The following is a 13,489-nucleotide window of genomic DNA, read 5'->3' as shown; positions in this document are numbered from 1 at the left end:
TCGGCGGTCAGAAAGGACGATCAGGTGTCCTCAGACGCATCGGCGCCCTTGGACGGCGCCGTCTTCGAGCAACTCGGCCAGGTGAGCACCGCGACCCTGGCGACCCAGCTGTACAAGCGCGGGATACGGCAGCCGTTCCTCGTCGGTCTCTCGCCCGTCGGTGACGGTTTCGACGGGTTCGTGGGCGAGGCGTTCACCATGCGCTTCATCCCGTCCCGCGAGGACACCGACCCGGTGGGCGACCCCTACCGGACCGGCAATGTCCTTCAGTGGGAGGCGGTGGAGAGCCTCGGCCCGCGCCAGGTGCTCGTCGTCGACAGCCGGAACGACACGTCGGCCGCGTCGGCCGGCGACATGCTCGTGACCCGGGCCATGAAGCGCGGCGCCGCGGGCGTCGTCACCGACGGCGCCTTCCGGGACGGCGCCGCGATCGCCGCACTCGGCTTCCCGGCGTACGCGCGTGCCAACACGGCCACCACCCGGCCGGCGGCGTTCCACGTCGCCGACCTCAATGTGCCCATCGCCTGCGCGGATGTCGCGGTCTACCCGGGAGACATCCTCGTGGGCGACCGCGACGGGGTCATCGTCGTGCCGCGGTCCCTCGCCGCGGAGATCGCCGGGCCCTCCGTCGAGCAGGAGCGGCTGGAGGAGTGGCTCCAGCAGCGCGTGCGGGACGGGCAGCCGCTGTGGGGCACCTACCCGCCCAGCGCCGAGACCCTGAAGGAATACGAGGTCTGGAAGTCCACCCGCCAGGAACACCGGACCCAGGAGGCCCGCGCATGAGCCGCTTCGCCGATCTCCCCCCGGCCGCACGCCGAGCCCGGATGGAGGCCACGATCCGCACCTACTTCGACGGCTGCAATGAGGCCGATGTGGCCAAGATGGCCGCCCAGTTCACGCCCGACGCGGTCCACTACTTCCCGCCCGGGCTGGAGGGACCGTGGGTCGGTGACACGACGATCGCCGAGAACTGGCGGCGGCTCGTCCTCACCGTCGGCTCCGCCTGGTCCATCGAGCGCATGGTCGTCGAGCCCGAGACCTTCCAGGCGGTCATCGAGTGGACTCACTGGAAGACCAGGCCCGGCGGCTACCTCCGGGGTGACGAGTGGTACCGCTTCGACCCCGACACGGGCTTGATCACCGAGATCCGCGCCTTCTACGCCTCGGCGTCCGACGGGCGATCCGAGGTGACGCTCGAGGGCTACGACTACGCCGCGGGCGGCCACCACATGGCGCCGCCCGTAGAGCGCCCCCATCCCGACGCCGCATACGCCGGCACCGAACACTGACCGCACCGCACCGGCCAGGGACACCCAGGGACACCCCGTGAACGTCATTCAGAGCATCGACCCGAGCACCGGCCACGCCGTCGACCAGGTCGCGACCGCGACCACCCCGAAGGAACTCGACGCCGTCGTCGAACGCGCCGTCGCCGCATTCATTCCGTACGAGGCCGGCGGCCGCCCGCTGCGGGCCGCGGTCCTGCGGGCCGTCGCCGACGGGCTGGAGGCCCGGCGGCCGGAGATCACCGCCCTCGCGATGCGGGAGACCGCCCTGCCCGAGGCGCGGGTGGCCGGCGAGCTGACCCGCACGGTCCACCAGGCCCGGCTGTTCGCCGAGGTGGTCGAGGACGGCGGCTTCCTTGAGGCCACCATCGACCACGCGGGCGAGACCCCGATGGGCGCCGGGCCCGACCTGCGCCGCATGCTGGTCCCGCTCGGGCCGGTCGCGGTGTTCGGGGCGAGCAACTTCCCCCTGGCGTTCTCCGTGCCGGGCGGGGACACGGTGTCGGCGCTGGCCGCCGGATGTCCCGTCGTGCTCAAGGCCCACGACTCCCACCCGGCCCTGTCACGGCTGGCGTTCGAGACGATGGTCACGGCCATCGCGGCGGCCGGCGGTCCGGACGGGCTGGTGGGGCTGGTGTTCGGCCGGGAGGCGGCGACCGCGCTGGTCGCTCACCCGGACATCAGGGCCGTGGGATTCACGGGCTCCCTCGCGGGCGGCCGGGCTCTGCTCGACATCGCGGGCGCGCGCCCGGATCCGATCCCGTTCTACGGTGAGCTGGCCGGTGTGAACCCGGTGGTCGTCACCGAAGGCGCGGCACGGGCCCGGGCGTCCGAGATCGCGGCGGGGCTCGTCGCCTCGGTGACGGGTTCGGCCGGGCAGCTGTGCACCAAGCCGGGTCTGGTCCTCGTCCCGGCCGGGGAGGCAGGGAACGCGCTGGTCGCCGAGGCGGCCCGGCTCATCGACCAGGCGTCGGCCGCCACTCTTCTCAACTCCCGCATCGCCGCCGCGTACGAGGCCGGCACGGAGGAATGGCGCCACCGTGCCGGCGGGTCGGCGGCCGCCGAGGGCGGGGTCCCGTCCGGGTCCGGGTTCTCGGTGACCCCGCGGCTGTTCGAGATCGACTCCGAGGCGCTCGGGGACGATCCCCTCGGAGAGTGCTTCGGCCCGGCCGCCGTCGTGGTCCGCTACGCGCCCGGCCGCGCGGAGGGCGTTCTGCGGTCGCTGCCCGCGTCGCTGACGGGGACCATTCACGCCGAGGCCGATGAGACCGAGACCGTGCTCCGTCTCACCGGCGTGCTGCGCCCCCTGGCCGGCCGTCTGCTCTACAACGGCTTCCCCACCGGCGTCCTGGTCTCCTGGGCGCAGCACCACGGCGGCCCCTGGCCGTCGACGAACACCCTGCACACCTCGGTGGGTCCGTACGCGGTACGGCGCTTCCTGCGCCCTGTCACCTGGCAGAACGCCCCGCGGGAGGTGCTGCCCGAGGAGTTGCGGGACGGCTTCGCCGGGATTCCCCGGCGGGTCGACGGACGGCTCATCGTGCCGTCCTGATCTCGACGCCGAGGCCGAACCTCCGGGACCGGCCCGCGGAGAGGTGGAACTGGCCGGGCTTCGCTGTGTACTCGGCGTTCTCGGCGTTCTCGCCGTCGGGTCCGGCCGGAGAGGGCAGGCCGTACCACGGCTCGATGCACAGCAGATCGGCCCCGGGCGGCGACCAGAGTGTCAGCTGCCGGAATCCGTGCCAGCTCAGGGTCACCGTCGGCGAGCCCGGGGCGCCGTAGGTGAGCCACGCGCTGTCGACCGCGTCGAGGATCAGCGCGCCGTCGGCGAACAGGGCCTCGTCCAGGCGGAGTGTCCGCCCGTGCACCGGCGTGGGGTGCCGCTCGGGGAGCAGCAGCACGTCCTCGACCCGTCGTACGGGCGCGGGTTCGGGCCGCTCGAAGACCACCGCATGGTCGCGCTTTCCGGCCGCGCCGGGCAGCGGCCAGCGGAAGCCCGGATGGACGCCCAGCGAGGCCGACAGTGTCCCCGGTCCCGGGTTGTGCACGGAGTACGACACGTCAAGTCGGCCGCCCTCGACCGCGTAGCCGACGGTGAGGCGAAAAGGGAACGGGAAGAGCCGACGGGATTCCGCGTCGTCCTTCAAGGTGAGGACCGCGCTGGTGCCGTCGTGGCGCTCGACCGTGAAACGCCGGTCGCGGGCGAAGCCGTGCTTGGGCATCGGGTGGAGCGTGCCGTCGTGCCGCAGCCGGTCGCCGTTCATCCGGCCGATGACCGGAAAGAGCAGCGGTGCGTGCCAGGGCCAGGCCCGCTCCGCCTGCCAGAGCAGTTCCGTTCCCTCACCCCGCCCCTCCGGGCGGTACCGCAGCGAGCACAACTCGGCGCCCTGCTCGTCGATCTCGGCCGTCAACGGCCCGGTGCCGATGCGAATCCGTGACATCAGTAGCTCCCTACGACATGAACTGGCCATTGCGGCCGGGGGCGTCCTGCCCTACCTTCAACACACTACTTCCCACTGAATGACGCTCAATCCCATTGAATGGGACGATAGGGTGGGCGTCGCAAGGAGGCGACCATGACGAACTCAGTCAGCGCCGCTGCCAGAGCCGCGGACCAACCGATGACGGAAGCGGGAACTCCGCACCCGCGATCGCCGCGCCCGGCGGTGATCTACTTCTTCGGCGCCCTCGGCGGCATCCTGTTCGGCTACGAGACAGGTGTCATCGCGGGCGCCCTGACCTACATCCAGGAGACGCCGGGCTTCCCCCCGAGCGCGGTCACCACGGGGCTGATCGTCGGCGGCATCGCGGGCGGCGCCGTGCTCGGCGCCCTGGTCTCCGGGCGGCTCGCCGACCGCTTCGGCCGCCGACCCGTGATCTTCGTGATCGGCCTGATCTATATCGTCGGTTCTTTCGCCTGCGCGGTGGCTCAGAACAACGCCTGGCTCATCGCCGCCCGGATCTTCCTGGGGCTCGCGGTGGGCGGCTCCTCCTCGCTGGTGCCGGTCTATCTGTCGGAGATGGCCCCGGCCCGCACCCGGGGCCGGCTCGCCGGGCTGAACCAGCTGATGATCGTGACCGGGCTGCTGCTCGGCTACCTCACCAACCTCGCCCTGTCCGGCAGCGGTGACTGGCGGACGATGCTGGCCACGGGAGCCGCCCCGGCCGTCGTCCTGATCGCGGGCCTGAAGCTGCTGCCGGAGAGTCCCCGCTGGCTGGTCCTCCACGGCCGGGAGCAGGAGGCCCGGACGCTGCTCGCCGGAACCCGCTCGCCCGAGGAGGCGGACCGCGACATCGCGGCCATCCGCGAGCTGACCACACACACCCCGCACCGCCGCGAGCTGCTCGCGGGCTGGATCCGGCCGGCGATGGTGATCGGCATCGGCATTCCGATCCTGACCCAGTACACCGGGCTCAACATCGTCACCTACTACGCCCCCACGATCTTCGAGAGCCTCGGCCTGCCGCACAAGAACGCCCTCTACTTCACCATCATCCTGGGCACCGTGAAGGTCCTCTCCGTCATGGTCGGCCTTCAGCTGATAGACCGGCTCGGGCGCCGGTTCCTGTTCCTCGCCGGAAGCGCGGCCATGGCCGTGAGCATGAGCTGGATGGCGTACGAGGCATCGCGCGGCGACGCCATGAACCCCGGCGCCATGCTCACCGCGATGAGCATCATGTTCGTCAGCTACTCCCTGACCTGGGGGCCCGTGAACTGGGTGGTCCTCGGGGAGATCTTCCCGCTGCGGGTCAGGGGCTCGGCGATGGGCGTCGCCGGCATGGTCACCTGGCTGGCCACCCTCGGCATCACCTTCGGCTTCCCCGTCATGCGAGACGCCTGGGGACTGACCAACACCATGATCTTCTTCGTCGGCGGCAACCTCCTCGGCTTCGTCTTCTGCAAGCTCTTCGTGCACGAGACCCGGGGCCGCACCCTGGAGGAGATCGAGGAGGACCTGCGCGAGCGGTACGACCGCAAGCAGCAGGACAAGAGGGCTCACAGCGAGAACGGAAGCACGACATGAACCACCCCCTCGATCCCGAGGCCGAGCACACCGAGCGCCCCTCCCCCGGGTACGGACTGCTGCGCGGGCGCACGGCGCTGGTCACCGGAGGCGCCCGCAACATCGGCCGGGGCATCGCCCTGCGCTTCGCCGCCGAGGGCGCGCGGGTCGTGGTCGCGGACACCGCGGCCGACGCGGCGGACGCCACGGTGAACCACATCCGCGCGGCCGGAGGGGACGCCGCCGCCGTCATCACCGACCTGTGCACGGAAGCCGGCGCCGAGGAGGCGTTCGCCGCCGCCGAGAGCCGCTTCGGCCTCGTCGACACCCTCGTCAACAACGCCTACGCCCGCGTGGACGCGCGCGCCTTCGGCCCCTTCCTGCGGCTCACCGGGGAGGTGTGGGAAGAGTTCCACCGGGTCAACCTGGGGCTGCTGTTCCACCCCACCCACCGCATGGCCCGCGCCCTCGCCGACGCCGGAAGGCCCGGCACCGTGGTGAACATCAGCTCCCACGCCGCCGCCCGCGCCCACCGCAACCACATCCCCTACGACACGGTCAAGGGCGGTGTGGACGCCTTCACCCGGGCCGTCGCCGTCGACCTCGCCCCCTGGAACATCCGGGTCAACGCGCTGCGCCCCGGCTCCGTTGAGGTCGACGCCAGCGACCCCGACCCGCGGGCCCGCCAGTTCCGGGCCGCCCAGATCCCGCTGAACCGCGAGGGCACGCCCGACGACATCGCCACCAGCGCGGTCTATCTCGCCTCTCCCCTGTCGCAGTGGGTCACCGGGCAGGTGTTCAATGTCGACGGCGGCATGGCGGCGCAGGCCCGTCCGCCGCAGACCGAGAACGGCCCGGTATGGACCCCGCGGAACATCGACGACTACGACGCCACCCTGGAAAGGCGGGCATGAGCACACGAACCGTCGTCACCGAAGTCGAGACCTTCCCGCTCGAGGCGCACCTGCCGGACGGCGGCTACGGCGCCTCGAAGGTCCGGCTGCCGGTACGCGTCGCCACCCTGGTGAAGGTCACCACCTCGGACGGCGTCGCCGGTTGGGGGGAGTCCTTCGGCCCGCCGCGGCTGATCGCCCCGTTCCTCGCGGAGCAGGCCGAGGCGTTGCTGGGGCAGCCCGCCGACATCCGGGAGGACCGCATCCTGGACCGGGTCTCCCTCGGCTACCACCTCACCGCCGGTGGCCCCCACATCGCGGCCGCCAGCGGCATCGACATCGCGCTGTGGGACGCGCAGGCCCGCGCGTTCGGCATCCCGGTGGGCCATCTCCTGGGCGGCCGGCTCCACGACCGGGTCGACGCGTACGCCTCCTCCGGCTATGTCACCGCCACCCGCGACCCCGGCGAATTCCGGGACACCATGGCCGCCCACGCAGCGGAGGGGTTCACCGCCGTCAAGATCAAGATCGGGCTCTCCCCGGCCGAGGACCGGGAGCGCACCGCCGCCGCCCGCGCGGCCATGGGCGACGACGGCCTGGTGATCGTCGACTACAACGCCAACTCCACCGTGGCGACCGTCCGCCGCTCCCTGGCCCGGCTGCGCGACCTCGACCCGTACTGGGTGGAGGAGCCGCTGCCGCCCGAGGACAGCGCCGGCTGGCGCGAACTGCGCGACGTACACCTGCCGCTCTCCGGCGGCGAGGCCCTCTACACCCGCTACGGCTTCCGGGACCCCATCGCCGAGCGCCGCTTCGACATCGTCCAGCCCGACCTGGCCAAATGCGGCGGTTTCACGGAAGCCCAGGCCATCCGCCAGCTCGCCGCGGCCTTCAACCTGCGGCTGTCCCCGCACTGCTGGGGCACCGGGGTGGCCCAGGCCGCGACGCTTCAACTGCTGTCCGCCGTGCCCCGGGCGCCGTTCGGCATGGCCGGCGGCGAGCCGCTGATCTTCGAGTTCGACCGGGGCGAGAACCCCCTGCGGGAGGGCGTCCTCGCCGCCCCGCTCATATCGGAGCACGGCACCGTGGCCATCCCCGACGGCCCCGGCCTCGGGGTCACCGTCGACGAGGAATGGGTGCGCGCCCACCGCCTGGAGGAGCACAGCGTCCTGGTCCGAACGCGCTGACCCTCCGCAGCGGCAGGCGGTCGGCGCTCAGCGCCGTACGTGGCCGAGGCCCGCCGAGATCTCGGCGGCCGCCTCGGCCACGAGCGGACCGACGTCGCTCAGGATCCGCTCCATGCGCTCCGCCACCCCGGCGACGCTGATCGCCGCGACCGGCATGCCGGTGTGGTCGTAGACGGCGGCCCCGCAGCAGCAGCTGGACTCGTCGAACTCGCGCCGGTCCTCCGACCAGCCGCGCTCCCGCGTCTCCTGGAGGACCTTCCGCAGGGCACCGACCGAGTTTTCGTCCACCGGGGAATCGCTCGACGCCACCAGCTCCGCCAGCTTCTCCTCCAGCGCCTGCTGCGGCAGCGCCGCGAGATAGGCCCGCCCCAGCGATGTGCAGTGCAGCGGCCGCCCCGCGCCCAGTTCGCTCGTCACCGCCACCGGGCGCGGACCGCGCTCGCGGTGCACGAACACCATGTTCACGCCGTTCGGCACGCCGAGGCTGGCCGTCTCGCGGGTTTCCCGCATCAGCCGGGAGATGACCGGCATCGCCGTGGCGGTCAGATCCGTCGAGCCCACCGCCGCGGAGGCCAGTCGCGTGGCCGACGGGCCGAGCCGCAGCAATCCGCTCCCCTGCTCCACCGCCAGCCAACCGCCCTCGACCAGCCGGTCGACCAGCCGGTACGCGGTGCTGCGGCTCAACCCCAGCGCCGCGGCGAGATCCTGCGTGGAGCAGGTGCGGGCCACGGCCAGGTGATCGAGTATGGCCAGACCGCGATCCAGAGCGCCGGAACCCGGCCCGAGAACAGCGGGGGTGGTGGCGGGCGAGGTCATACAGCCTCCGTGAGTGAAACGCGGTGTCAATGAATGAGACTACCTCGCGGAGGGAAACCAGTGCAGCTCACCTGCGCGAGGGCGCGGACGCCCTCGCGCAGTCGGGACCGCGCCTTAGGTGAAGAACCCTATGTAAGACGAGGCGAGGCTGGAAACCAGCCAGTACGCCCCGTAGGCAATACCGATGATGATCAGTACTGCCAGCGCGCTGTCTATCTTGTCCACCAGTGTGGTCGGAGATCGAGGCTCCAGGTCACGTGAGCTCACCCGTGAAACATACGACAAGACGTAGGTGAGTGTGGCCGCTTGTTGAGGTTTTCGCAGCCGCCGGTTCACCTGGTCCGCTCACGGGGCGGTGAAGCGGTAGGAGCCGGAGCCCACGGCGTAGACGGCGCAGCCTCCGTCGAGGCGCAGAAAAGTCGCCCCGTCGTGGGTGATCCCGGACGCGGCGCGGGAGGTGGTGGCGGGCAGCCACACTTCGGCGGTCGTGTTGACCGGCACCGACACGTCCAGCGTGAGCGCGCCGTCGTCCTTGCGCGTCCACCGTGTGGTGATCGGCCCGTAGAGGGAGTCGTAGCGCCCGTTCGCCTCGTGCACATCGCCGCCGGGGCGGGGCCGGATGACGATGCTCCGGAAGCCGGGGTCGCCGATGCCGATGCCGGTGATGTTCTCGTACATCCACTGGCCGACGGAGCCGTAGGCGTAGTGGTTGAACGAGTTCATGCCGGGATCCTGGAAGCTCCCGTCGGGCCTGATGGAGTCCCAGCGTTCCCACATCGTGGTCGCGCCCCGCTCGATCTGGTACCCCCAGGACGGGAACGTCCGCTGTTCCAGCAGTCGGTAGGCCACATCGGTGCGTCCGACGGCGGTGAGGGTGGGCAGCAGGCGCGGTGTGCCGAGGAAGCCGGTGGACAGATGTCCGTCCTTGCTCCGGATCAGCTCGACCAGCCGGTCGGCGGCCCGGGTTCGCGCGCTGTCCGGCAGCAGGTCCATGGACAGCGCCAGGACGTAAGCGGTCTGGGTGTCGCCCTTGACGGTGCCGTCGGCGGACACATAGGCCCGGTTGAAGGCGTCGCGGACCTTCGCGGCCAGCTCGTCGTACGGCGCGGGGTCGTGGCCCAGCACCCTGGCTGCCTCGGCGACCAGCCGCGCGCTGTGCGCGAAGTACGCGGTGGCCACGACGTCCTTGGGGGTCTCGTCGGCCACGTTGAGCCAGTCGCCGTACCCTTCGGCGGGCCGCAGAAAGCCGCTGCTGTGCTTCTCCAGATACGCGATCCAGGCCCGCATCGCGGGGAAGTTGTCCGCCAGCACCTGCCGGTCCCCGTAGGCCTGGTAGAGGTTCCACGGCACCGTGACCCCGGCGTCGCCCCAGCCGGCCGTTCCCTCGCCGAGGTTGCCGAGACGGGGCGCGACATCGGGGAACGCTCCGGCGTCGGACTGCCCGTCGCGCAGATCCTGGAGCCACTTGGCGAGGAAGCGGGCGGATTCCATGGTGTAGGCGGCGGTGGCGGAGAAGACGTTGATGTCCCCCGTCCACCCGAGCCGTTCGTCGCGGGCCGGGGTGTCGGTGGGAACGGACAGGAAGTTGCCCCGCTGGCCCCAGGTGATGTTGCGGTGCAGTTGGTTGAGCATCGGCACATCGGTCTTGAACGACATGGTGAACGGGGCCGCGGTGTGCATGACGCGCCCGGTGACCGCGCTCGCGTCCGGGCTGCCGGGATAGCCGGTGACCTCGACGTAGCGGAAGCCGTGGAAGGTGAAGCGCGGCTCGTACGTCTCCGTGCCCGAGCCCTTCAGGGTGTATGAATCGGTCGCCTGGGCGGTGCGCAGATTGGTGGTGTAGATCATGCCGTCCTGGTCAAGCACCTCGGCGTGGCGCAGCCGTACGGTCCGCCCGGCCTCGCCGCGGACCCGCAGCCGCACCGAGCCGACCATGTTCTGGCCCAGGTCGAAGACGTGCACGCCCGGCTTCGGCTCGGTGACGCGGACGGCGGCCAGCTCCCGCTCCACCCGGATCGGGGCGTCCGCCTGGGCCACCACGGACACGGCGGACGTGGTGTCGGCCGGCACGACGTCGGCGGAGTGCCAGAGGCCGTCGTCGAACGCGGGCGAGGACCACCCGGCCGCTTCCAGCCGGGCGTCGTACTGCTCGCCGGCCATCAGGTCGGCCGTCAGGATCGGGCCCGTGGCGCCGCGCCACCGCGCGTCGGTGATGACGCGGTCGGTGCTGCCGTCGGCGTAGGTGACCTCCAGCTCCGCCCGCAGGGCGGGCCGCTCGCCGTACAGCTCCTGCCCGAACCAGGCGACGTTGCCGGAGTACCAGCCGGACGCGAGGATCACGCCGATGGCGTTGGCGCCGCGCCGCAGCAGACCGGTGACGTCGTACGTCTGGTACTGCACGCGCTTGCGGTAGTCGGTCCAGCCGGGGGCGAGCCGGTCCTTGCCGACGCGCTCGCCGTTGACCTCGGCCTCGTACAGACCGAGTGCCGTGGAGTACAGCCGCGCCCGCGCGACGGGCTTGGCGGCGAGCCGGAATTCGCGGCGCAGCAGGGCGGGCCGCTGCGCCGCCCGCACCCTGCCCCACGGCCCGCCGCCCCACGGGGCGAGCACCTTGGCGGCGGGCCAGGCGCCGTCGTCGTATCCGGGCGTGTGCCAGTCACCGGACGGCTCGGCGTCGGTGGCCTTCCAGTCGGCGGAGGTGGTGAGGGAGCGGACGCCGTCCGCTTCGGTCAGCTCCACGATGCCCAGCAGTCCGGCGGGGCTCTGCGAGGCGTTGACCGCCGCGACGGAGATGGTGTTGGCCCCGTCGTGGAGCAGGGCGGTGATGTCGACGACCACCGGATGGCGCCAGTTCTCCTGGACGGGAGGGCGCCCCCCGATCTCGGTGCCGTTGACCCACGCGGTGAACCCGTCGTCGGCGACCATCGCCAGACGGGCCGGCCGCACGGGGCCCGACACGGTGACGGCACCCCGGAAATACCGGGTCCCGGCGGGCGCGCCGGAGGCCGGGTCGCCCTCGGGGTACCAGACCCAGTCGGCCTTGGCCAGATCGGGGCCGCGGGTCACCGTGTCCGGTGCGGCGATCCACTTCGCCGTCCCCTGGTCCTCGGTGCCCAGCCCCGTCTCCCACCAGGTGAGCTCGCTCCAGGGCGAAGGCCGGCCCTGGCCGTCCCAGACCCGGACGGCCCAGTGGTAGCGGGTCCGGGGCCGCAGCTGGGGACCGTCGTACGGGACCAGAACGGACTGGCGGGAGCTCACCTTGCCGCTGTCCCAGACGTCCGGGGCGCCGATCCGGCCCGGGGAGGTCGCGACCCGCACCTGGTACGCGCTCTGCGCCTGGTCCCGCCGGTCCGAGCCGAGCTGCCAGCTGAGGCGCGGGTGTGCGGCGTCCAGGCCGAGCGGGCGGTCGGCGTACTCCACCGTGGTCTTCTCGACCCGGAGTCCGCCGTGGCCGGACTCGGCCGCCTCGGCCGCCGCTGCTTCCGGCGCGGCTGCGGCGAGAGCGGTCAGGCCCGCCAGGGCGGGGGCCGCCGCGGTGGCGGTGCCGAGGAGATTCCTTCTACTGATCACATGCGTCTCCGGGGTGAGGAGGGCTTGACACAGAGCAGGGCTGAGCCGGGCGGAGCTGGGTCTTCCGGGTCGAACCTCCGTTAATGAATCGTTTCAAAACTGGGGCGTACTTCTGCCGACACACACTCACGATTACCGCGTGACACCGGTGGAGGCTCGCTACCCGGAAGCGGCGTCGTTCACTGTCGCCGCAGAGTCGAATCGCGTCAATGCCGCGCGCGGCGACTGGCCGGAAGTGATCCACGATCCCTCAGGGACCGCGCCGTGCGACGCGGGTCAGCTCGGGGCGGGCTCCGCGCTGACCACGTCGACGGCGACGCGGCGGTGGGCCGCGAACAGGTCGAGCGCCGCCTGGAGGTCACGGGAGCGCAGGACGGCGACGAGTTCGCGGTGCTCCCGGGGGACGCGGCCGAGATAGCCCTGGGTGGAGCGGCCGATCCGGGTCAGCAGGAACAGGTGCACCTGGCAGCGAATGGCCTCCCACGCCTCCGCGAGACGCAGGTGGCCGGCGGCGGCGAAGACCGCGTCGTGGAACCCGATGTCGAGGCGGACCATGTCGTGCTCGTCCCGGGCCCGCTCCATCAGCCCGGCCACCTTCTCCAGGGACGCCAGGTCCTCCTCCGAGGCATGGGCGGTGATCCGCTCGACGGCGAGCCGCTCCAGCGCGCCGCGCAGGCTCTCGAGCTCCGCGACGTCCTCGGCGGACAGCGTGGTCACCACGGTGCCGCGGTGCCAGGCGCACCGGACCAGGCCCTCGCGCTCCAGGATCCGCAGCGCCTCGCGTACGGGGCCGCGACTGACGTCCATCACGCCCGACAGCTCCACCTCGCGCAGCTGTGCGCCGGGGGCATAGCCCCCGTTGAAGATGGCCTCCCGGATCCGGTCCGCCACCTCATCGGCCAGGCCTCGCCGCCGCGCCGGGGAAACTTTGCCGGTTTCGTCCATGACCCCAACCTCCTCGATGTCGCAATGTTAACATTGCCCATGTTGTACTAATGTCAACATTCAGACACAGCGCGATCGGCGCGATCCTGCTGCTGAGAAGAGAGGCGATCACTGATGAAGGTGTTCCAGATCGGCGCCGCAGGCGGCGTCGGGCGTCGGCTCGCGGAGCTGCTCACCGCCCGCGGTGACGAGGTGACCGGCATGCACCGCAGCCCGGCGCAGGCCGACACCGTCCGCGCCACGGGGGCCGTTCCGCTGGCCGGGGACCTGATCGAGGACTCGGTGGAGGCACTGGCGGCCAAGCTCGCCGGGCATGACGCGGTGGTCTTCTCGGCGGGCGCCCACGGCACCGGTACGGACAAGACCACGCTGATCGACGGCAAGGGCCTGGAGAAGGCCGCCGAGGCGGCCGAGCGGGCCCGTGTGCGCCGGTTCGTCCTGGTGTCGGTGTTCCCGGACGCCCTGCGCGGCGGGGGCGCCGGGGAGGGCTTCGAGCACTACATCAAGGTGAAGAAGACCGCGGACGTCCATCTCACCCGTACCGGTCTTGACTGGCTGATCGTCCGCCCCGGCACGCTCCTCGACACTCCTGGCACCGGCCGCGTCACCGCCGGGCCGGCGGTCGAGTACGGCGATGTGCACCGCGACGACGTCGCCGCGTTCATCGACGCCGCGCTGCACGAGCCCGCCCTGAACCGCGCGATCGTCGAGCTCACCTCGGGCGACACGCCCGTCGCCGACGCGGTCGCCGCGCTCGCGGCCTGAGCCGCTTCCCGTGCACCGCGCAG

The 13,489-nt window shown here is 71.9% G+C and carries 11 protein-coding genes; 7 read left to right on the top strand and 4 right to left on the bottom strand.

Annotation, left to right across the window (positions count from 1 at the left end; genetic code table 11):
• Nucleotides 1-24: 24 nt before the first annotated feature.
• The 3 genes from ACH4S9_RS27600 to ACH4S9_RS27590 are packed head-to-tail and all read left to right on the top strand — an operon-like array spanning nt 25 to nt 2,838.
• Nucleotides 25-783 (top strand): ribonuclease activity regulator RraA, encoded by a 759-nt coding sequence (locus ACH4S9_RS27600; protein ID WP_385337837.1) that lies wholly within the window; start codon nt 25-27, stop codon nt 781-783.
• Nucleotides 780-1,289 carry a nuclear transport factor 2 family protein gene (locus ACH4S9_RS27595; protein ID WP_385337840.1) on the top strand — a complete coding sequence of 170 codons (510 nt, stop codon included), beginning with the start codon at nt 780-782 and terminating at the stop codon, nt 1,287-1,289. Before ACH4S9_RS27600 ends, ACH4S9_RS27595 begins: the two co-directional genes overlap by 4 nt.
• A gap of 37 nt (nt 1,290-1,326) precedes the next feature.
• A complete protein-coding gene (locus ACH4S9_RS27590; RefSeq protein ID WP_398374255.1) occupies nt 1,327-2,838 on the top strand; it encodes an aldehyde dehydrogenase (NADP(+)) in 1,512 nt (503 codons plus the stop codon).
• Here ACH4S9_RS27590 and ACH4S9_RS27585 read toward each other — a convergent pair.
• Nucleotides 2,822-3,727, bottom strand: a complete 906-nt coding sequence (locus ACH4S9_RS27585; protein ID WP_398374254.1) for an aldose 1-epimerase family protein — start codon at nt 3,725-3,727, stop codon at nt 2,822-2,824. The two genes, ACH4S9_RS27590 and ACH4S9_RS27585, sit on opposite strands and share 17 nt — an antisense overlap.
• 135 nt (nt 3,728-3,862) lie before the next feature.
• On the opposite strand from ACH4S9_RS27585, the gene ACH4S9_RS27580 reads away from it, so the two are divergent.
• From ACH4S9_RS27580 to ACH4S9_RS27570, 3 genes are read left to right on the top strand one after another with little or no spacing between them, the layout of a single operon-like run.
• Nucleotides 3,863-5,311: a sugar porter family MFS transporter gene (locus tag ACH4S9_RS27580; RefSeq protein WP_398374253.1), complete on the top strand. Its 1,449-nt coding sequence runs from the start codon at nt 3,863-3,865 to the stop codon at nt 5,309-5,311.
• A complete protein-coding gene (locus ACH4S9_RS27575) occupies nt 5,308-6,204 on the top strand; it encodes an SDR family NAD(P)-dependent oxidoreductase (RefSeq protein ID WP_398374251.1) in 897 nt (298 codons plus the stop codon). Before ACH4S9_RS27580 ends, ACH4S9_RS27575 begins: the two co-directional genes overlap by 4 nt.
• Nucleotides 6,201-7,370, top strand: coding sequence for a mandelate racemase/muconate lactonizing enzyme family protein (locus ACH4S9_RS27570; protein WP_398374250.1), 1,170 nt, complete (start codon nt 6,201-6,203; stop codon nt 7,368-7,370). The genes ACH4S9_RS27575 and ACH4S9_RS27570 overlap by 4 nt, the downstream gene beginning before the upstream one ends.
• A 27-nt stretch (nt 7,371-7,397) precedes the next feature.
• Here ACH4S9_RS27570 and ACH4S9_RS27565 read toward each other — a convergent pair whose 3' ends face one another.
• From ACH4S9_RS27565 to ACH4S9_RS27555, 3 genes are all read right to left on the bottom strand, one after another.
• On the bottom strand, nt 7,398-8,186 hold the full coding sequence (locus ACH4S9_RS27565; RefSeq protein ID WP_311722142.1) for an IclR family transcriptional regulator: 789 nt from the start codon (nt 8,184-8,186) through the stop codon (nt 7,398-7,400).
• Between the two features lie 345 nt (nt 8,187-8,531).
• Nucleotides 8,532-11,756 carry an alpha-L-rhamnosidase gene (locus tag ACH4S9_RS27560; RefSeq protein WP_398374247.1) on the bottom strand — a complete coding sequence of 1,075 codons (3,225 nt, stop codon included), beginning with the start codon at nt 11,754-11,756 and terminating at the stop codon, nt 8,532-8,534.
• Nucleotides 11,757-12,032: 276 nt separating this feature from the next.
• Nucleotides 12,033-12,701, bottom strand: a complete 669-nt coding sequence (locus ACH4S9_RS27555; RefSeq protein WP_398374246.1) for a GntR family transcriptional regulator — start codon at nt 12,699-12,701, stop codon at nt 12,033-12,035.
• A gap of 114 nt (nt 12,702-12,815) precedes the next feature.
• On the opposite strand from ACH4S9_RS27555, the gene ACH4S9_RS27550 reads away from it, so the two are divergent.
• Nucleotides 12,816-13,466, top strand: a complete 651-nt coding sequence (locus tag ACH4S9_RS27550) for an NAD(P)H-binding protein (protein ID WP_398374244.1) — start codon at nt 12,816-12,818, stop codon at nt 13,464-13,466.
• Nucleotides 13,467-13,489: the final 23 nt, after the last annotated feature.

The sequence above is a fragment of the Streptomyces sp. NPDC021225 genome (assembly GCF_044332865.1).
Classification (GTDB): Bacteria; Actinomycetota; Actinomycetes; order Streptomycetales; family Streptomycetaceae; genus Streptomyces.
Note: the sequence above shows the minus strand (reverse complement) of the source record. Positions and strands in the feature narration are given on the sequence as shown.